This window comes from Rhodococcus baikonurensis (genome assembly GCF_040489275.1).
Classification (GTDB): Bacteria; Actinomycetota; Actinomycetes; order Mycobacteriales; family Mycobacteriaceae; genus Rhodococcus_F; species Rhodococcus_F baikonurensis.
In genome coordinates, this window is the sequence record NZ_JBEUOQ010000007.1 from 58,834 (window position 1) to 81,320 (window position 22,487).

Annotated in this window: 6 protein-coding genes; 2 read left to right on the forward strand and 4 right to left on the reverse strand. The window is 62.7% G+C overall.

Going from position 1 to position 22,487, the window contains the following annotated elements; all coding sequences use genetic code 11:
• Window positions 1–19 precede the first annotated feature (19 nt).
• The 3 genes from ABWI03_RS17585 to ABWI03_RS17595 all read right to left on the reverse strand — a co-directional run bounded on the left by ABWI03_RS17585 (window position 20) and on the right by ABWI03_RS17595 (window position 4,428).
• Entirely contained in the window at window positions 20–1,351 is a 1,332-nt protein-coding gene (locus ABWI03_RS17585; protein ID WP_298780990.1) for an SAM-dependent methyltransferase, read from the reverse strand.
• Window positions 1,352–1,468: 117 nt separating this feature from the next.
• A complete protein-coding gene (locus tag ABWI03_RS17590) occupies window positions 1,469–3,034 on the reverse strand; it encodes a pyridoxal phosphate-dependent decarboxylase family protein (RefSeq protein ID WP_298780993.1) in 1,566 nt (521 codons plus the stop codon).
• Window positions 3,031–4,428, reverse strand: a complete 1,398-nt coding sequence (locus ABWI03_RS17595) for an MFS transporter (protein ID WP_200313428.1) — start codon at window positions 4,426–4,428, stop codon at window positions 3,031–3,033. The genes ABWI03_RS17590 and ABWI03_RS17595 overlap by 4 nt, the downstream gene beginning before the upstream one ends.
• Window positions 4,429–4,626: 198 nt before the next feature.
• Here ABWI03_RS17595 and ABWI03_RS17600 point away from each other — a divergent pair, with 198 nt between their 5' ends.
• Together ABWI03_RS17600 and ABWI03_RS17605 are read left to right on the forward strand one after the other, a co-directional pair.
• On the forward strand, window positions 4,627–5,205 hold the full coding sequence (locus ABWI03_RS17600; RefSeq protein WP_298780995.1) for a GNAT family N-acetyltransferase: 579 nt from the start codon (window positions 4,627–4,629) through the stop codon (window positions 5,203–5,205).
• Between the two features lie 41 nt (window positions 5,206–5,246).
• Complete coding sequence (locus ABWI03_RS17605; protein ID WP_298780998.1) at window positions 5,247–5,816, forward strand: DUF5655 domain-containing protein; 570 nt, start codon at window positions 5,247–5,249, stop codon at window positions 5,814–5,816.
• 350 nt (window positions 5,817–6,166) lie between these two features.
• Here the strand turns inward: ABWI03_RS17605 and ABWI03_RS17610 are convergent, their stop codons facing one another.
• Window positions 6,167–22,393 carry an amino acid adenylation domain-containing protein gene (locus tag ABWI03_RS17610; protein WP_353798838.1) on the reverse strand — a complete coding sequence of 5,409 codons (16,227 nt, stop codon included), beginning with the start codon at window positions 22,391–22,393 and terminating at the stop codon, window positions 6,167–6,169.
• Window positions 22,394–22,487 lie beyond the last annotated feature (94 nt).

Genomic DNA, 22,487 nt, shown 5'->3' on the forward strand with positions numbered 1-22,487 from the left:
GACATCCAACGTATAGGCCTCAGTCGATACGCGGACCGGTTTCGATCTGCGGGACTTCAATCGGTCGGTACCAACTCTCACGTGAGCGGGCCATGCCGCTGGCCCCCCGATCCCCTGTTTTGACGGCCAGAACCTGATGAATCGTAAGCCGGTGCGGCTCCTCGAAACCCAGCGCACTGGCCGCGAGGTACAGCAACCAGGTTCGGACCCGGGGAGCACCGACTTGAAGGACTGCCGCGTCCCAGTTCTCGCGCAGGTTCTCGACCCATGCGCGCAGCGTCAAGGCGTAATGCTCGCGCAATGCTTCGCTGTCACGCGTCTCGAACCCTGAAAGTTCCAGCGCATCAATGGTTTTACTCAGCGGAAGTATCTCGCCGTCCGGGAAGATGTACCGGTCGATGAAACTGGATCCGTCATCGACCTTGTCCGACAACGACTTCACCGCCGCGATGGCGTGATTGAGAAGACGCCCCTCGGGCACGAGCAGATCGTGGAGTTTTGCCGTGTACACCGGCAAATTGGCAAGGCCCACATGCTCGGACATGCCGATGCTCGAAATCGCGTCGTACGGTCCGTCGTCGACGTCGCGGTAGTCCTGCACTCGAATCTCGATACGATCGGTCAGACCCGCGTCGGCAACTCGTCCCTTGGCGTACTCGACCTGCTCGTTACTCAGTGACACCCCGACAACGTCGACGCCGTAGTTCTGGGCAGCATGCAATGCCATCGATCCCCAACCGCAGCCGACGTCGAGCAGTCGCATTCCCGGCTTCAGATCGAGCTTGCGGCAAATCAGGTCCAGCTTCGCGAACTGAGCGGCTTCGAGGGATTCGACCCCCTCCGACCAGTACCCGCACGAATAGACCATGCTCGGCCCGAGAAACAGTTCGTAGAAGCGATTCCCGACGTCATAGTGATGGGAGACGGTAGCCGAATCCCGTGCCTTGCTGTGCCGCGTGCCGCGCTTACGACGCATCTCGATCGACGGAGGTGATGGCGGTAGACCCAGTGCCCCCAAGCCGGCGAACGTACCGGCGGCGCGCACGATCGAGCGCAGCGGCAAGCCCGACAATCGATTCTCACCGAGCCGCGTGACCAGATCCGGGACATCGAGGAGCGCAAAGATATCGCCGTCTACGTCCAGATCACCGGACACGTACGCCCTCGCCAGCCCCAATTCGTTGGGAGAGTAGAGGACTCGGCGTAGGGCACGCCGATTCCGGAAATGTACCTGCGCAGCGGCGTCAGGCGGACCTGCTTCCGAACCGTCCCAACACCGCACCCGAATCGGAAGCGGAACCCCGATCACGTCCTCGAAAACCGTCAGAATCTTGGTCGCGGCGCCAGTCACAAATCAACCCTCCGACAAAAGATGGTTAGCCGATGACAGAAAACTTACGCCCGATTCGCAAATCTTTCGCGCCATTTGTCCGAGTTTCGGGCAGTGTTCATCGAGGTTTCCCGTTCCTCACGGCTCCACCAGTCCGGCCAGGAATTCCACCAGCAGGCGCTTCGTGACCTCGCGGGGCAACGATTCCACCGCCGCGAGGACTGCCGCCATGTCCAGCGGAGAATCAGAAGAACCCCGAGGATCCAGCCCCGCCGACGTCAACGCCGCCGCGACGGCGTCACTGGGCAACGCGAGAACATCGGCCACGGTGACATCGCCACGTTCGAATGCTCCGGCCAACTCTGCCAGGGCCGGCGGCGCCGAGGCTGCCGCCGAGCCGCGAACGTCGTCGGCGCCGAGGACGAGCGCGCTGGTCAACTCGCCGAGCACGGACTCCGTCACCGGGGTGACGGTCAGGTGGGTGGTTCGAGGCAACGTCGTCCCGTCGGATTGCGTCGACGCCGGCTGCCCCTGAAGGACGAAACCCCGGGCACCGACGGCACTCACCCAGCGATGCGGATCGACTCGACGTTCGAGCGGCACGGAATCGTCGGTGGCGACCGCGAACAGTGGCCCCACCGGCGTGCCCACGACGCGAAGCCCGTCGATGCTCTGGACCGTGTCGATCAGCGCGCGCGTCGCCCGCTGAGCTCGGGACACCAATTCGGCGTATCCCGATTGACCGAGAACTTGCGAGATCGCCCACGCTCCGGCCAGCGCAGCAACGGATTTGGAACCGAGAAGAGTGGGATTGACCACCGGATACCCCGGCCAGTCCGTGAGTCCGAAATACTGCTTGCGATGCAGGTCGCGCCCTCGGTGCAGCAAGACCGAGACGCCTTTGGGTGAGTATCCGTACTTGTGGAAGTCGACCGACATACTGGTGACACCAGGCACCCGGAAATCCCAGGGCGGCAGGTCACCCCACCACGGCAACGCAAGGCCACCGATGCAGGCGTCGACATGCAGTGGAATCGACTGTGCACGGGCAACTTTCGCGACCTCGGCGATCGGGTCGAGCGCCGCGAACGGGTAATTGGGCGCAGAGACGACGATCAGAACCGTGTCCTTCCGAACTGCCGTCGCAATATCGTGTGCGCCCACGCGCCCCGACGTGGGATCTACCGGTACCAGGATGAGTTCCAGTCCGAGTAGGTGCGCTGCCTTGTGGAAAGCGGCATGCGCGGTGGTCGGAAGAACCAGCGAACCCTCACCCGGCGGGAGCCCACGAAAGTCGCGAGCTGCCTTGACGGCCAACACACAACTCTCCGTTCCGCCGCTGGTGACATTGCCGACTACCACCTCACCGGCGTCTGTGTCTGTATCCGCGGATCTATCTGTGGCTGTGCCTGAAGCCCCATGGAGGAACTCGCGAGCAAACGCAACCAACTCACGCTCCATCACCGCGGTGGACGGGAACACCGTCGGGTCGAGACCGTTGACCGGCTGAACCAGTCGAGCTGCGTCCGCTGCCAACTCGTCGAGCGCTGCGAGGCCGCTGTCGTACACGTACGACAGAACCCGGCCGCCGTGCGTCGGAGCGTCCTGCTCACGAAGCGAACGCAAACGAGTCAAGATGTCGGCCGCCCTCTTCTCGAGGTTTGCGCTCTTGCCCTGAAGTTCCTCGGCCTGAGTGGAACTCATCGTTCACCTACGTTCTCGTGAGTGGATTCTTGTTCGGTGCGGTAATTCCGCAATACGAGCAGACTGATCGCAACCAGGATCGCCGGCACGACCGAGAAGCCGAGAGCTATTCCGGTCAGCGCTGATTGCGGTTGCACGACAGTCTCTCCCGCAGTTTTCGAGACGAAGCCGGTGACCGCGAGTACACCCAAGAACACCGCGGGCCCCAGGGCAAGGCCTGCGGTTTCCGAGGCGGTCCAGATACCGCTGAGCGAACCACCACGCTGGCGTCCACCGATTCGCGCGTCGTCCTCGATGACGTCCGGAAGCATCGCCAGCGGAAACACCTGCATCCCTGCGTAGGCAACGCCGGCAAGAGCGACGGCACCGTAGATCCAGGACCCGGCGTCGACAGCCGCCAGCGTCAACAACGCAGTCGCGACGACAAACAGGATGGAAGACACGACGTAACCGCGAAGCTTTCCGTACCGATGCGAGAACCGGTACCACAGCGGCATGACGACGAGAGCTGGTCCGACGAGTGCAACGAACAGACCGGTGAGCGCGCCTTCCTTGCCCATCACGTAGGTCGCCAGATATTGCGCACCCGCCAACATCACAGCGGTGGCAAGAGCCTGAAGCACGAAGACGATGACCAGCAATCGGAACGCGCGGGTACGTCGTATCGCGTCGAACCCGTCCCGGTATTGCGAGAGCAACGAACCGACCGGCGCGTCCGCGTGAGTCACCGTGTGGCGCGCCGCTCCGCGAACTGCCCAGATCATTGCCCCACACATCAGCGCCGACACCCCGATCGCCATGACCAGATAACCGCGTGCCCCGCCCCCGGCAGCATCGCGCAGTTCCGGTCCACCAGCGCCGATGACCAGAATTGTCAGGGCCAGCACCGCAATTCGAACCGATACCAAACGAGTGCGCTCGTGGTAATCGCCGGTCAGCTCGGTCGGCAACGCGATGTACGGAACCTGAAAGAGGCTGTAAGCACTGGCCGCGAGCAGGAAGAAGACGAGCACCCACAACGCACCGACTCCGGGGCCGGCAGACACGGGGGCTGAGAACGTGAGGATGAAGAGCAACGGCAGCCCCAGAGCGCCTGCGAGCATGAGTGGCACTCGCGTACCAGTTCGATGGGAGCTTCGATCGCTGATCGACCCGATCAGCGGATCGATCAGCACATCGGCGATTTTCGGGACGATGACCACGAGCGAGGCGAGCGCCGCGGCTACCCCGAGCGTGTCGGTCAGGTAGTACGCCAGTACCAGACCTGGAAGCACGCCGAAGCCGCCCGTACCGACACTTCCCGCTGCATATCCGGCTACCACGCCGCGCGAAAGCCTGTCAGGCGATCTACCTTCACGCAGACGTACCGGTTTGTCTGTAGTCACCGTCCACACACTAATGTCACGACTCGGCACCGCGAGGGCAAAAGAATCTCGATGACCAGAAGTCCCTCACTCGGACGGGCCGGGCATGCCAGACTGTGACCCGATTCGCACACGAACGAAAGCCTGAAGACGATGGTTGATCCACTGACAGAGATCTGGCCTCCGTACGGAGTCACGATTACGTGTGGGCCCGTCAGCTTAGCCCCTGTGCGCGACGACCATTTCCCCGAACTCGCTGCGCTGGTCCGGGCCGGCATTCACCCTGCCGAACAGATGCCGTTTCTCGTCCCCTGGACGGTGGGCACTCCCGACGAAGTGTCGCGAAGATTCATCCAATACCACTGGTCGGTCCGCGGAGCGATGACCATGGCCGACTGGAAATTCGAGACAGCCATTGTCGTCGACGGAGAAATCGTCGGCTGCCAGGCGTTCGCCGCGACGGACTTCCCTGAAAGTCGTACCGGAGAAACCGGCTCGTGGATCGGGCGAGGCTTCCAAGGCCGGGGTATCGGCACTCTTGCCCGACAGGCAATCTGCGCATTCGCATTCGACTCTTTGGGCGCACGAAGCGTCGTGTCGTCGGCGTTCACGGACAACCCTGCCTCGATCACTGTGTCGGCCAAAGTCGGGTACCGCGCGGACGGCACGGTCGAAGAGTTGTCCGCCGACGGTCGTATGACCGTTCGTCGACTTTTCACCCTCAGCCGCGAAGATTTTGTCGCACCGCCGTATCCCGTCGAAGTGACCGGCGCAGACGCGCTCAAGGCGATGCTGGGCATCGATTGAGCGAGCTACCCGTGCACAGCGACAACCGGTAGAACGGACGCATGGAACCCTCCGACATGATGGCCGCAGTCACCTCGTCCATGCGCGACCGTACCGGGCGCACTCTCGAAGAATGGGTCGAGGCTGTACGGACGTCCGGGGTCGACCCGCTCGATCAGAACGAAGTCCGCAAGTGGCTGAAAGCAGAGCACGGTGTACCGCAGAATACGCAGTGGGCAATCGCGTTCGAGGCCGCCAAACAGGCTGGATGGGTGGAGCCGACCGTCGAGCAGTACATCGACCAGCAGTACAGCGGCCCGAAGGCGGCGCTGCGACCCATCTTCGATGCAGCCCGACGTCTGATCGAAGAACTCGGAACCGATGTTCGAGTCGAAGGCCGCGGAACCTACACGCCCTTTGTCCGCGCTCGCCAATTCGCTGCCATCGCAGCGGCCACCAAAGCCCGAGTCGACCTCGGACTACGTTTTGTGGTGGCCCCCAGTTCCGAACTTCTGGTGCCGGCCAAAGCACCCGGGCAGTCGAGTCACAAGATCGGGCTCACCAGCACCGAGGACGTGAACGACGAAGTCGGATCGCTGATAGCGATCGCGTATCAGCAGAACGGCCGGTAGGACCCTCACTCACCGCCACGCAGCCGCTGACCGGCAGGCTGCACGAAAGTCCCTGTTCTCCTTGTCGGAGAACAGGGACTTTCTTCACCGCGGGGGAAGGTCGCTGCGACGTGTCAGCTCAGGCCGAAGAGCGCGCCGATGATGGTCCGAGCAGCCTCGAAGAGCGCGTCGACGGACGGGACACCGATTTCAGAGCTGATGGAAAAAAGGGAACCCAACATACGATCCTCCGGAGATAGTTTCTGAATGGCTTACTGCCACAAGGGAAATGCTACAGATTCTGCTTGCGGAACTGAAGCAATAGGACCACTGGGGTGACAATTCCGGACCAAAGTCCCGGCCCGTTAGATCTATTGCACCCCAGTATGATTGCGATCCTTGGAATCGGAATCGACACCTTCGAGATCGCCGACGAGAACGTGGGCGACTTCCGCCAACACCTCTGTGCTCGACATTTCCGAGTGAGAGCAGTCGACCAGGTACGCCCGCAACGGCCCTACCAGTTCAGACCACTTTTCGACCAAGTGACGATGCTCAGGCAGATCGTGCTGCGCCACAAACAGTTCCACCGAGCCCGAATAGGGTCTGGGCCTGTGGTCCCGAACGATCCGTGACAGCTTTTCCACCCGCCCCACTACTGATTCCAGAACAGTGTCGGTCAGGAAATCCATATCGGTCTGCCGCCGGATCTCTGCCGCAACCTCCGCAAAAGTCACTGGCGCAGATTCAGTTTCGACCTCGGCCAGTCCGATCTGCGCGAACAACTCGGAAGGCTTCGGGGCTGATTGCACAGACGGCATCATCTCGGGCAGCAGCGCGTCGAGCATCACGACCGAACCGACCAGATCGCCGGCCTCTTCGAGCTGGCTCGCCATCTCGAGAGCGATCGTTCCGCCGGCTGACCAGCCCAGCAGATGGAATTCACCCGACGGCTGCACCGTCCGTACGGCATCGACGTACCCCGACGCCAACTCCGCCACCGTGCCTGGCAATTCACCTGCACCCGTTGCCTGGATGCCGTACACCCGTCGACCCCGCAAGCGACCGACGAGTCCGGCGTAGCACCAGGCAATTCCGCTGACCGGATGCACACAGAACAACGGCGGCCGTTGGTCGTCGGGGTCGCCGCCGAGCATGACGACCGTGTCCAGCGGATCCGAATGAAGCGAATCACCCTCGAAGACATCGTCATGAACGAGGTCCATCCGAGACGCAAGCTCCGCCACAGTTCGATCGGTGAAAATCCATTGAACCGGGAATTCCCTGTTCAAGGTCTCACGCAAGCGCGAAGCCACTTGAACTGCACCCATGGATGTCCCGCCGAGCTCGAAGAAGTCGTCGTAGCGACCGACCGACTTCGCGCCGGTCACACCTTCGAATGCCTGTGCCACGTGACGTTCGGTATCCGAGACAGGTCGATCCACACTCGACCCTACCTGCGGTGCAGGAGCAGGAAGTGCCGCTGTGTCTATCTTCCCCGAAGCGAGCAACGGTACCTCGCCCACTACCGTCACCGACGAAGGCAGCAGGTGCTTCGGCAGCAGGCCGGAGACGAACCCGCGAAGCTCCGATTCCGTCGCCGAACCGCTTTCCGCCAACGTCACATACGAACGGAGTTCAGCGGATCCGTGTCCGTCGTCAGCGACAACGGTTACCGAGAAGGTCACTGCTCCATGGCTTGACAGAGCCGCGTCGACCTCCGCCGGTTCCACGCGGACACCCCGAACCTTCACCTGTGCGTCGTTGCGACCCAGGTACTCGAGCGCTCGGTCGTGACGCCTACGACGCACGAGGTCACCCGTGCGATACATCCGAGCCCCCACCGCGTAAGGATTGGCAACAAAACGCTCGGAAGTCAGACCCGGGGAGGCGACGTATCCGCGTGCCACATTCTCACCGGCGAGGAATAGTTCTCCCTCAACGCCATCCGGAACCGGTCGGAGCCTCTCATCGAGAACAAATGCCGTCGTGCCAGGTACCGGGGTGCCGACAGTGACGTCCCCGTCAGTGATCCGAGCGGAAATCGATGCCGCAATCGTCGATTCGGTCGGTCCGTATCCGTTGACGATGCAATGTCGGCTCGACCAAGCCGACGCAAGACGGGCAGAGAGTGGTTCCCCCATCGATTCGACGATCAGCGGGGGTACTGCATCCGGATCGATCGTGGCCAGGACGGTCGGCGTCACGATCAAATGCGTGACGTCGGCGGCTACCACCAGATTCGTGAGTTCCTCTCCCCCGTAGACGAAGTCAGGAGCCAGAATCAACGTTCCACACCCTGCAGCCGCGAGAAGGATCTCGATCACCGACGCGTCGAACGTCGACGACGCCAATTGCAGGACGCGGGGGCCACGATCGAGCTGAGCGATCTCGGCGTGCGCGGTGCAGACATTCATGATTCCGCGGTGTGAAACCTCGACACCCTTGGGTCTTCCCGTGGAACCCGACGTGTAGATGACGTAGGCAAGGTTGTCCAGGTCAGCCCTACTCGCCGAAACCGCGGCAGGCTCACTCGCAGTGCGGGATTCATCCATTGCCAGCCACTCGACGCAGGCAGGCAGACTTGCGGCCGCACCGTCCGCCGTCAAACCGACAACCGAACCGCACTCCTCGATCATGGTCTGCCGACGCGCTGTCGGCAGCGCCGGATCGAGCGACAGCCACGCTGCGCCTGCCCGCGCTACCGCCCACAACGCAACGATCCACAGATGCCCGCGCCCGAGCCCAACGGCCACCACGTCATCGGGTCCGATTCCTCGGACCACCAACTCGCGCGCCCAGTACGACGACTCCTCGTGCAGGTCGCGATAGGTCCAGCGCCGGCCGTTCTCTTCCAGCGCGATGCCGTCGGGTACCTGCCGCAGCGCGCGTTCGAATATGTCCGCAATCGTCAGCGGTTCGACATGGCGAGGATTCGCAGCCGTCAGCGCCGAGCGTTCGAAACTGGACAGCAATTCGATCTCCCCGACCACGATCTCGGGTTCACCTGTCACTGATTCGGTGATACGTGCCACCCGCTGCATGAACAGTTCCGCGGTCGACTCGCGGAACTTGTCCGTGGCATACAGCAATCGAATCGTCAGACTGTCACCGGTGTCGACCAGGTCCCACGTCAAGTCGTAGCCGGTCGAGGACCCTGCGTTGTCGATGTCGAAGACGGTGATGCCGTCGATCTGCGGCACGTCGAGCGCTCGTCGATAGGCCAGCATGACCGTGAACAGCGGATGCTCGTTCATCCTGCGCGGCGGATCGACCCTCGCGACTACGTCGTCGAACGAGACGTCCGCGTTCGCCATTGCTTCCAGATCGACGCGGCGCACCTCGTCCAACACCGTGGTGAAGCGGTCGGCGGAGTTGATTCTCGTGCGCAATGCGACGGTGCCCACCATCATGCCGGCGACGTTCAGTAGCGCCGGATCGTTCCGCAGACTCACAGCTGCTCCCACCACGACGTCGTCCGTGACGCACTCGCGGGCGAGCAGTACGGCGATCACGCTGTGGACGACCATGAATACCGTGACGCCATGTGAACGAGCCAACGCCGACAACGCGTCGTAGGTGGCGCCGTCGAGGACTTCCGTCACCATCTCCTCGGATCGTGAAGACACGGCACTCCGGGGGTTGTCGACGGGTAGAGCCAGCACATCCTCGACGCCGCGAAGTGCGCTCGACCAGTAGTCGAGTTGCCGGTGAGCCACGCTGAGAGAATCCTCGGGACCACCCAAACTCTCTCGCGCCCAGTGGCTGTAGTCGCCGTAGCTGACTCCGTCAGTGGAACGGACCCATTCCTTTCCAACAGCCCTGGCCTCGAAGGCTGACGCGAAATCGGCCAGGATCGGGTCCATCGACGCACCGTCGACGGCAATGTGGTGAACCACGACCACCAGGACAGTCACTCCTGCAGAGTCGACTCCGTCATCCTCGGTGAATACACGCACCCGGAACGGAACATCGCGTTCGAGATCGAACGGCACAGTCGCGAAAGCCCGAGCGCTCGCTTGGAGATCGTCGACGGACACTGTCGTGAGATCGAATGCGACAGAGCCCATTTCAACCTGTTGTGGACCGAATTCACCCGGAACAAACACAGTTCGCAATACGGCATGGTGATCGACGACGTCACCGAGGGCGCTGCGCAAGACCGAACGATCGACTTCGTCTGCCAGGACCGCTGCAAACGTCAGGTTGTACGCAGTCGATTCCGGCTCGAGCTGATTGATCAGCCAAAGTCGTTGTTGCGAGGGCGCCAGAGGTGCCGGCATGCCAGAATCACGTCGAGTCAGTTCGCGGCGCTTGTCATCGGTCGCGCTTGCCGACAGCCACTGAGACATCGCTCGCGGCGACGGATTGTCGAAGACCGCGCGAACGGGCACATCCCGCGCGAAGATCGAGGCAAGTCGACCTGCCACCGCTGCCGCTGCCAACGAATCACCACCTGATTCGAACAGGTTGTGCAGAGCGCCGAAACTTCCGGACACGTGTTCCGACATGACAGCGGTGACGAGTTCCTCCGAGACCGTCACTGCGGCATCGGGCGCCTGGCTCTCGAACACGTGGCGCCGCAACGCATCTGCGTCCAACTTTCCGTTCGACGTGAGTGGGATCGACTCCAGCACGACAACTCGGCCGGGCATCAGATACGCAGGCAACATCGAGGCCAACTCGATTGTCAGCTGATCCGATTCCAAACAATCGCCGACCGCACACGCAACGGCGATCTCGTCGACGAGGACAACCGCAGCGGCCTCGACGCCCGTGCATCGACGCAGAGCTGATTCGATTTCGGCAGGCTCGACGCGGATTCCGCGCACGCTCATCTGGCGGTCGGAGCGTCCGACGAATCCGAGCGTGTCATCCGTGCGGCGGTGGACCAGGTCACCGGTCCGATAACGTCGGCGTCCCCCTGGTGCTGCGATGAACGAGCTGGCGGTGCCGGCGGGATCTCCGGCATAGCCCATCGCAAGCCCGGGCCCGCTGACATACAACTCACCGATCCCGGCCCACGGCACCGGACTTAGTCGAGTATCGAGTACCTCGGCACCGATTCCGGCGAGCGGGACTCCGATGGTGACCCGATGATCCACCTCGGCGACAGTCGTGACCACCGTGCATTCCGTCGGTCCGTACGCATTGAGCATCCGCGCGCGGCGACTCCACGCTCGCGCGGTGGACGGTGAGAGCACATCGCCACCGACTGCCACCACCTCCAACGAATCGAACCGCTCCGGAGCCATCGTGTCGAGTACGGCTGGAGTGGACAGCATGTGAGTGACGCCGCGTTCTGCAACGAATTCTTCGAGTGCCCGTCCACCGAAAGCCTCGCGAGGAGCGACAGCCAAGGTAGCCCCGGCGCCGATCGCCAACATCATCTCGAGGATCGCTGCATCGAACGTCGGTTTGTATCCGTGCAGCACAACCGAGTCCGACGTCACGCCGTACTTCCGGACAGCATCGTCGGTCAGCAGGCCCAGTCCTCGGTGCGTGACTGCAACGCCTTTCGGTTCACCAGTCGACCCGGACGTGTGAACAACGTACGCGACTGAATCCGGATACTGCCGACCTGGAACGGGACTGCGGTCGACGAGCACTGTGCGCAGTTGCTTCAACCGTGCCGGCGGCAGGTCGGGGTCGATCGGCACGAATGCCGCGCCCGTTTTCGAGATCGCCAACATTCGGACCAGGTACGCGATAGTCCGTACCGCCGGAATCTCGTACACCGCACCAGGTCCCGCTCCGCGAGCCACCAGTTCCCAGGCTTGCGCATCCGAGGCAGAGTCGAGTTCGGCATACGTCACCGTGCGCTGTCCGTCGTCGAGAGCAACGTTGTTCGGGAATCGCGCCGCGGTGGCGGTGAAGATGTCGGTGAGTGTTCGCGACGAATCGACCTCGACAGCAGCCCAACTGGGCGCCGTACCCACCGCGAGATCCGAAACGAGTACAGGCACATCCTCGGCGATCGAGGCGAGCACTCTCGACAGTTGTCGAGTAACTGCGTCGGCGCTCGAAGGATCGAAAGCGCTCGCGGCATAGATGACAGCGCCGGTCAAAGATCCGTCGACAGCGGGTGAGAACGAGACATGCATGGGGAACTTCGTCGTTGCGGTCTCGATTTCGCGAGCCTCGATCCTCAGACCCGCCACCTCCACGGCAGGAACCGCGAAATTCTGCAGACCGAGCGCAACCTGCGGAGTTCGTCCGCCGAGCACATCACCAACCAATTCGGCAGGAACAGAGCTGTTTTCGAACGCAGCCACATCAGCATCGAAAGCTGCCCTTAACAGAAGATCGATCGGCACATCCCCGTCGACCCGAAGTCGAAGAGGCACCGTATCCACGAACATGCCGACCACGCCGTCGAGCTGAGGCGTCCGCCGTCCGTCGACAGCTGTCGCGATCACGACATCGGGATTTCCACTCAGCTTGGCAAGCACCACGGACAACGCCGCATGAACCACCGCAAACAGCGAGACCTTCAAGCGGTCGGCTCGCGCCTGCAGTGCCGAGGTGATGACGGCTGGTATCACGAAGTTCACTCGCTGCGCCACGGAATCCGGCCCGCCATCAGAGTGATCCACCGTCAGCGGCGACACAGATGTCACACCGTCGAGCGTTCGGCGCCAGAACTCTTCGACGACAGGGGAAACGTCACGTGCTGCCTCCCACGCGGCAAAATCCCCGTACTGGATCGGCAGCGGAGACCATTGCGGATCCAGTCCCACTCGTCGCTTGCCGTAAGCGGTCAGCAGGTCGCCGACCACCGTTCGCATCGACACCCCGTCGACTGCGATGTGATGAAAACTCACTGCCAGAACGTGCCTGACCGGTGACACCTGGAGCAGCATCCAGCGCACCGGCAGGTCTGCTGCTACATCGAAACCGCGCGAGCCGAACTCTTGCAGCAGGGCCTCGACCTCGATGTCGCCGACCAGTCGCGTTTCCACTGTCACGGCGGACGGAGGATCTACCACCTGAACCGGTGGGGTGCCCGGATACCGGGTTCTGAGGACGTCATGTCGGCCGACAAGATCCGTCATTGCCTGACGCAGCGCGGGCACGTCCAGTTCACCGTCGATCTCGATGCAGATCGGCAGGTTGTACGCACCGCTCGCCGTGTTCCGCTGGTTGAGTACCCACATCGAGCGCTGGTTCCGTGACAGGGGTGCGGGCGTGGGGTCGCGGCGCGGTTCCAGTCGGACAACATCGGTCGCCGTGCTGCTCCGCTCGAGCGAATCGAGCCGGGCCGCCAACGCCGCAACTGTTGGATGCTCGAATACGGTCCTCAGCGGAACAACGTGTCCCAGAGAACTACTCAGGAGTGAGGTGACCTCGGCAGCGGACAGCGAGTTGCCCCCGAGCGTGAAGAAGTCTGCGTCGCGATCGCCCCCGTCGCCACCCAGAACCGCGGCGAAGGCCTCAGCCACCAGGTACTCGGTGGCGGTGTCCGGGCCCTCGGTTCGGGAAGCATCGAGCGCCGGCAACGGTAGACCGGCGAAGTCGACCTTGCCGTTCCGCATCGGAAGCTCGCCCTCGAGCTCGACGACGACATGCGGAACCATGTACGTCGGAAGGAGTTCTGCAACGGTGGCGCGCAGTCCACCCGTGTCAACGCTCTCCGCGCCTGAACTTCTCACGTAGGCGACCAAGAGCGGACTTCCACTTTCGGTCGTCCGTACCCCGGCGACGCAGAAATCGACGTTCGCGACAGAGTGAATGACTGCCTCGATCTCGCCCGGTTCTATCCGGACACCATTGACCTTCACCTGCGAGTCGGTTCGCCCGAGATAGTGCAGGCGATACGTGTTGCCTTCAGATGTGGAGATTTCGGATGTGGAGATTTCAGATGTGGAGATTTCGGATGTGGAGATTTCAGGCTTCCACATCACCAGGTCGCCGGTTCGGTACATCCGGGCGCCTGAACTGGCTGCCACGAATCGTTCCGCGGTTCGGGCAGGTTGCCCGGCGTAACCGCGCGCAAGCATTCGACCTGAGAGATACAGTTCGCCGGCGACTCCCGGCGGCACCGGTTCGAGTCGATCATCGAGCACGACGGCGTCGACCCCGGCCAGTGGATACCCGACGGATCCGTCGTGAGTGTCAGCTGACAGTTGTTCAACCGACAGAGGCTCGGTAGCAAGCGAATACATCGTCGACTCGGCAGGTCCGTATCCGTTGATCACTCTGCGTCCGGCTTGCCAGCGCTTCGCCAAGGCGCCGCCGAGTCGCTCGCCCCCGAACATCACCGTTGCAAGGTCCGGCAGCGCCGGATCGCCGATCGAGGCGACGACAGTAGGTGTGGCGCAGAGGTGAGTAATTCGCTCGCGCCCGAGTGCTGCTGCGAGTGCCGAGCCGAACAACTCGTCGTTCTTCGCAAGGACGAGCGTCGCCCCCGACGCACTCGCGATGAGCACCTCGAGCAACGTCATGTCGAACCCTGGCGCGCCGCGATGGAATACGCGAGAACCTGGCCCGGCCGAGAATCGAGCGGGCAGGTCTTGGCCGATCACACCGAGCCCGCCGTTGGTCACGACTACAGCCTTCGGCGTTCCGCTCGTTCCCGAGGTGAAGACCACGTAAGCCGTCAGGCTGTCGGAGTGTTCACGCGCGCTTCCACCGTCCGCGAAACCGCCTGCAGTGCCGCCGTTCGGTGAGCCCAGTGTCTCGAGGATTTCACGTACTCGCGCCTGCGGCTGTTCCGGGTCCACCAATGCCGGAGCTGCACCGACCTTCGCGATCGCCCACAATCGCACGATCGACGCGATGGACCGATCGGCAGTCCAGGCAACGACGTGGTCGACTCCGATGCCCCCGGAACGCAACTCGTCGGCCGCAACATCCGACTGTGCATCGAGGTCCCGGTAAGTGAGTGTGTTGCCCTCGCCCTCGACAGCTACGGCATCCGGAGCGGATTCGACCCCGTATCGCAGCATCGAGGCAAGCGTCGTACCGGAACGCCGAGATGGATCGGGACGTTCGGCCGCGCCTTGTGCGGGGACGAGAAGTGCTCGTTCCGCACGATCAAGAAGGTCGATTCCCCCGACGACGACGTCCGGGTCGATCGACACGTGATTCAGGACGCGCTCGAACCGACTCGCAAAGCTCGACACTGTCAGATCGTCGAATAGATCAGCGTTGTAGACGAATTCGAGACCGAGTCCGCCCCCGATCCCCTCGTCCACGACGTTGAGTTGCAGATCGAAGTTCGCCTGCCTGACCTCAGGCGCAATCTGTGTAACCGTCAACCCTGGCAACGACCACGTAGCGGAATGGGCTGTCTGGAACGAGAGCGCCACCTGGAACAACGGGTGTCGCGAACGCGATCGTGGCGGGTCGATCAGATCGACCAGCGATTCGAAGGGCATCTCTGCGTGCGCGAACGCCGCTACGTCGCGCTGACGAACTTGCTCGACCAACTGTCCGAACGACCTCGACGGATCGACTTCGGTTCGGAGAACAATCGTGCCGGCGAACATGCCGACGATGTCGTCGAGTTCAGGTGCGACGCGTCCGGCGACCACGGTGCCGACAACCACGTCACTGCTGCCGTTGTACCTCGCCAGCAGTGCCGCGAAAGCAGCGTGAACAACCATGAAGATAGTCGCGTTGTTCGATCGTGCCACTGATTGCAGACCCTCACGTACCGAACCTGAGATCTCGACCCGACGACTCGACGCACGGGCGGACGGCGAGCGTGGGCGGTCCAGGGGTAGTGTCACCTGCTCGGGAAGACCTTCGAGAGCCTGCTTCCAGTAGCTGGAAACCGTGTCCGGAATCCCCGCTTCTATCTGCCAGGCACTGTAATCGGAGTATTCGAGCGCCGGCGGCGACCACTGCGGAGCGCGCTGCTCCGAGCGAGCGAGGTACGCGAGCGTGAAGTCACGTACCAACACTTCCAGCGATCGAGCGTCGGCGGCAATGTGATGGACTACGACGGCCAGGACGTGTTCGTCCGGTGAAACTTGGAAGAGCGCCGCCCGTACGGGTGGATCCACGGCGACGTCGAATCCCGAACCCACCAGTCCTGCAATGGCATTCCCGACATCGTTGCCGGCCAGTACCTCGAGCTGAAGACGCGGACTCGCCACCTCGACGTCGAGCACCTTCTGAATCGGGCGCTCACCGACAACCGGGTACAGGGTCCGCAGAGTGCGATGGCGATCGATCAGGTCCCGAATTGCCAATTCGGCTGCAACTACGTCTAATTCACCCGTCAGTCGCGCTACGATCGGGATGTTGTATCCGGCGGACTCTGTATCCAGCTGGTTCAGGATCCACATTCGATACTGGGAAGCCGACAATTGCACGTCCGCAACGCCCGAACGAGGTACCGAAGACAACGGAGACGCGTGCCCCGTGCCGATTCGGGCAGCAGCGATGCCGGCCAACTGATCGACATACGGGTGCTCGAACACGTCGCGGACATCGAGATTGCTGCCCAGGACGGCGTTCACGCGCGACGAGAGCCGAGTGGCGATCAAGGAATTGGCCCCTTGATCGAAGAAATCACGAACCGGATCTACATGCGGAACTTCCATCAATTCGCTCAGGATGGCTGCGACTGTCTGCTCGAAGAAGTCTCGCGACTGCCGAGACGACTGCGTGAGCGACGTCGGGTCCGGCAGCGATGCTCGGTCGATTTTGCCGTTGATCGTGACCGGTAGAGACGCGAGCGGCATCAAAGCCGACGGGACCATGTGCGCGGGCAACAACGAACGAGCTGTCCGTAACACGTCATCGAGGTCGTGCCCGCTCTCCGGGGTGATGTAACCGACCAATGTCGGTCCGCTGTCGAGTTCTCGCACCATCACCGCGGCCTGCGCCACCGACGGGTGAGCCAGCAGTGCGAATTCGACCTCACCCGGTTCGACGCGGTAACCACGTAAGGCAACCTGACCGTCGGCGCGGTGGACGTATTCGAGTCGACCGGCTCGCCAACGGACCAGATCGCCGCTGCGGTACATCCGCGATCCGTCGAATCCGGGTTCGGCCACAAATCGTGAAGACGTCGTCCCGGGTTGCCCCAGATAGCCTTCGGCCACCTGCGGACCGGCAACGTACAGTTCGCCGACAGATCCCGGCGGGACAGGCTTCAACGACGCGTCGAGTACGTAGCCGCGCAGTCCTGGTAGCGGAGATCCGATCGGCGAGGCAGCCTCGTCGCCGGACGAAAGCTCGAAACTCGTTACGTGGACCGTTGTTTCGGTGATACCGAACATGTTGACGCCGCGCACATTCGGGTGCCGTTCGAACCATGTCTGGACGCGCCCGAAGTCGAGACGATCACCGCCGAAAACAATCGACCGGAGCGGAAGCGGCTTTTCTTCTGCAACTTCCGCCAACGCATAGAACGCGGCCGGCGTCTGATTCAGAACGGTGACTCGTTCCCGCACAATCAGATCCACGAATCTTTCGGGCGAGCGTGCGACATCGCTGTCCACGATCACCACGGATCCGCCGGTGGTCAGAGCACCCCACATTTCCCACACCGAGAAGTCGAATGCGTACGAATGAAACATCGTCCATACGTCTTCGGGCCCGAAGTCGAAGATCTCGCGTGTCGAGGCGAGAAGAGCCAACACGTTTCCCTGAGACACCACAACGCCTTTGGGCGCTCCGGTCGATCCCGAGGTGTAGATCACGTAGGCGGCGGACTCCGAATGCGCAACAGGCCAGTCGGCAATCGTGTCACTCGTCTCGTTCACGAAGATGACAGGTTGGTCGTACCCGGCGAACCGCACAGCTGATTCGGCCGTCGACAAGATCGACGTCGGGCGTGCATCGGCCAGAATGTACTGGATACGAGCGTCGGGATACTGCACGTCGATCGGGACATAGGCGGCGCCCACGCGGACGACTGCGAGAATGGCTACGACGAGGTCGACCGATCGAGGCAGGGCGACTGCCACGCGATCCCCGACTCGAACTCCTCGATCGATCAAGACAGCAGCAAGCACCTCCGAGCGGACTCGCAACTCGTCATAGGTGACGCGACTGTCTCCACTCGTCACGGCGGTTGCGTTCGGACGCCGCGCTGCGACGGCCCCGAACAGGTCCGGCAGCGACTGCGCGACACTTGCCCGCGCCGGCGTCCAAGCCAGCAGCTCCTCACGCTCCGCGGTACTGAGAACATCGATGTCACGCAACATGATCGACGAGTTCTCGGATACCGAGTCGCACACTCGGCGCAGTCGCTCGACCCAGCCGCCTACGGTGGCCGTATCGAAAAGATCGTCGGCAAACCGGAAGATGCCGTGAATACCGTTCGTGTCGCCGTCAACCGTGCGGTCTTCGCGCACAGTCACTTCGAGATCGAAACGAGGGTGTGCCGGGGGCAGCGCAGCGCCGTGGGCCGTCATCGCTCCCAACGCGATCTCGGGAATCGAGGACAGCGGATCGACGGCAAGAACCACGCGCAGGAACGAATTCTTCTCTCCTGCGGCCCCACCGACCGCGTGCTCGACCACCCAGTCGAACGGGACGTCGGCGTTGGACAGAGCCGCCACATCGACCTCGCGCACCCGACTCAAGAACTCACCGAAAGTCTCTGCGCCGCGAAGGAGCGTTCGCAGCGCCACGGTGCCGACGAACATACCGACGGCGCCGTCGAACGAAGGATGCGTTCGACCGGAGGTCGGCGTTCCGATGACAATGTCGGGCGCACCGGTGATCTTGCTCAGCGCGATCGCAAGGCAGGCGTGCAACACCATGAAAGTAGTGCAGTCGTGGGCTCTGGCGATCTCGTTCAGCGCCGCATGGACGGGCGCGGGCAACTCGAACGTCAGGTCTCGCGCCGACGCCGGCCGGCCCGGCCGGCGGGACCTGTCCGCGGGGAGAGCAAGAGCCGGATCAACGCCCGCGAGGGCGCCGGACCAGAATTCCAACTGCCGCCCAGCCAAGCTCTGCGGATCCGCAGGATCACCGAGAACGGTTCTGTGCCAAGCGGAATAGTCGCGGTGGTCGAGCGAGGTCGAAGGCCAGGTCGGCGATCGCCCGTCGGCGCGGGCGTCGTACGCCGCGATGAGATCCGAAACGATCGTTGCAAACGAAAGGCCGTCCAAGGCGATGTGATGCGCAACCACGGTCAAGCGGTGGTCGAGATCGCTGTCCGAGGTGAGGATCAAACGAAGCGGCGCATCGGTCGACAGGTCGAACCCTGCCGCAACCAAATCCGCTGACGCGGAGTCGTAATCCGCGGACGGAACCTCGATCAGGGTCACGGACCCCGCAGATGGTGCTTGGATCGGCCACGCGTCGTGATTCTGGTCGAACGAGAACACCGTACGCAGAACGAGATGGCGATCGGTCAGGTCACCAACCGCCGCGCTCATCGCCACTGCATCCAGCGCACCGCTGAACGTGACCTCGAACGCGATGTTGTACGCCGACGACTGCGGATCCAGACGGTTGAGAAGCCACAGACGTTGTTGCGCCGGAGCGATTTCCACGATGACGTCGCCCGAAATGCGCTCGGGCTCCACCACCCACTCCGCCCTACCCTCACGGATCTTCCGGGCCAACTGCGCCGGCGTCGGGGCACCGAACACATCCCTGACACCCACCCTTCTCCCGAAGGCGGAACTGACGCGAGCAGCGACATACACGGCGTCGAGAGAACTACCGCCCCAGGCGAACAGATCGGAGTGCGGTCCGAGAACTCCGACGCCGAGGACCTCGGCCATCACCGAGGCAATCAATTCTTCGTCGTACTCGATCGGACGGTGCGCCGCCGCGCGCTGCTCGGCGACCGCAGAAGAAGTCGGTTCAGGAAGCGCTGATCGGTCTGTCTTTCCATGGCTTGTGACGGGCAACGCTGCCAGAATCGTCACCGAACTCGGAAGCATGGAACGAGGGAGTAGGGAAGTCAGGTGATCGAGCACCATCGCCTGACTCAATGGATGAGGTCTGCCATCCCCGAGTTCGGTCGCGGTCACATACGCCGCGATGGACCCCGCCCACTCGATCACCGCTGCTTGCGCGACGCCAGGCGTGGACAAGAGCACGGCCTCGATCTCGCCCAGTTCGATGCGTACTCCACGGATCTTCACCTGTTGGTCGGAACGGCCCAGGAACTCGAGTTGACCGGCGTCGTTCCACCGAACCACGTCGCCGGTGCGGTACATGCGCTCGCCGGCGCCCCCGGCCCCGAATGGCGCGGCGACAAAGCGTTCCGCGGTCAGCGTCGGCGCAAGGTACCCGCGCGCCAGTCCTGGCCCCATCACGTACAGCTCACCCGCTGCGCCGACCGGAGTCGGACGCAGCAACGAATCCAACACCACAGCGGCAACGCCGTCGATCGGACGCCCGATCGGCGTGTCGCCGTCAGACTCCAGAGGTTCGCTCATGAATGCCGCGACAGTTGCTTCACTAGGTCCGTACGAGTTCACGAGGTCGACATGACTCGACCACGCATCCACCAGCGCCGCCGGCGGTCGCTCGCCGCCGACGTTCAACATTCGAAGATCCGGCAGTTTCCGAGGATCCATCGTCAGCGGAACCGACGGTGTCGAGATCAGGTGCGTGACACCCTCGAGCCGCAAATAGTCTTCGAGATCCACTCCACCGATCAATCCAGGAGGAACGATCACGGCGGTCGCGCCGCAGCCGTGTGCAAGCAGAATTTCGAGGATCGCCACGTCGAACGAAGTAGCCGCCAGCAGCGCGATGCGGGAAGAACTATCGATCTTCAGTCGCCGTGAGTGAGAACGCAGCAACGGCGAGATGCCTCGGTGCGTGACCGCGACGCCCTTCGGCCGGCCGGTCGATCCCGAGGTGTAGATCACGTAGGCGGTGTCGTCCAGGGACACGTCGGCGACGCATGAACCGGTCCCCGATCCTCGATCGATCGGCCCGTCGACAGTCTCGTGGACCGTCTCGTCGAGGTTGGGATTCACGACGCAGATCCAAGCCGGCACGTCCACCGGACCGTTCCCGACCACGACGGACACGTCGGCATCGTCGAGAATGAAAGTGACACGCTCGGAGGGTGTTCGAGGATCCACGAAGAGAACGGCCGCACCGGTCCGCACTACTGCATGAAACGCGACTACCGAATCGGTCGAGCGCTCGACGAGAATCCCGACGACGTCACCTCGGCCGACGCCGTTCTCCCTGAGCAAGGCGCACAGTGCCTCCACGCGGGCACTGAGCTGGGCGTAGGTGACGTCCACACCCTGCTCGCGGATCGCGACCGCACTCCCCTGCGCCAAGCCTTCCTCGAGCACAACGCCGAGCGTTGCGAACGTGTCTGCCTGCCGACCCAGCGCGGGGACCAGATCTTCCACTTCGTCCGTTGCGAGGACGCGGAGGTCGCCGAGCGTACGAGTGGCAGAGTCGAGGAATCCCTCGAGTAGTCGGACGAACTGACGATGGTGCATCGCCAGGTCGCGCTCGCTGTACAGACGCGGATTGGCTTCGAAGGAGAGTCGAAGGTTCTCCCCCGCGATCGAGGGATAGATACTGAAGAACAGGTCTTCGGTGGGTCCGGATGTCAGGACGTGAAACTCACCGACGACGTCACCGAGCCGAATCGCCTCGTGAAACATCATGACGTTCACGGCCGGACCCGCCGACTCGCGGGATCCGCCCTGATCTCCCTGGAAACCCATGTCCTCGTAGCGAAATCGCTGATGCCGCAGCGCGCCGGTCATCTGCACCGAGATCTGCCGAACCAACTCCTGCGGCGACATGTCCCGTTCCAGTTGCGCACGGACGGGCACGATGTTGGACAGCATTCCGCCTGAACGTCTCGACTTCGCGGTGGTGCGGCCGGACACCGGCAAGCTCAGGACTACGTCGTCGGAATCGGCCATCCGGCCGAGGTAGGACGCGAATGCACCGACGAGGATCGCCACCTCCGACGTGCTCCACTCCCCGGCGATACTCGAAAGCTGTTGTGCAAGTGAGTGATTAAGTGATTGAACCATCATGCGCTGCGGCATCGACGTCAGCCCGGCGCCCTCGGCCAGACGAACCGGCCGAGGCAGCCCCTCGGACATCTCCGTCCAGTACTGCTTGTCCGATCGATATCGCGCAGAGGACCGGTAGTCGACATCGAGGTCATGCAGTGCGCGCACCCCCAGACCAGCGAAAGGAGTCAGCGCCGTGCCCTGGACACGGTGCGAATAGCGCTCGGCCACTCGCATGGTGAGTGTCATCGCCGCAAGTCCGTCGAGCACGAGGTGATGGGCATGCGAGTACCAGTAGTAGTGGTTCTCTGCCAGCTGAAGCAAGGTCGCCGAGATAAGACGATCCGACATCACGTCAAGTGGCCGTGAGTATTCCGCTGTCATCCACTCGTTCGCGCGCTGAACCGGGTCGTCGTCGCTACGCAGGTCGAGGTATTCGAGATCGTCGACGATGGAGTGATCGACGACCTGGTGCGGCTCGGCGTCCGTGGCGACGAGGCGAACGAACGCCGACTCCAATTCATGACATGCCGTGTTCGTTGCCTCGATCAGCGCGTCGACGTCAACCGGCCCCCGTAGCTCCACGTATTGAGCCACCACGAACGCAGTGGACGGACTCAGTTGCTGCGCGAACCACAGCGCGAGCTGAGCCCGAGACAACGGAAAAGCACTCAACCCGTCACCTCACATTTCACCAGCCTTGTTTTTCACGAACGTTCGGTGGCTGATCACGTGAATCCATGGGAGCGAACACCACGAACGGCCGAAC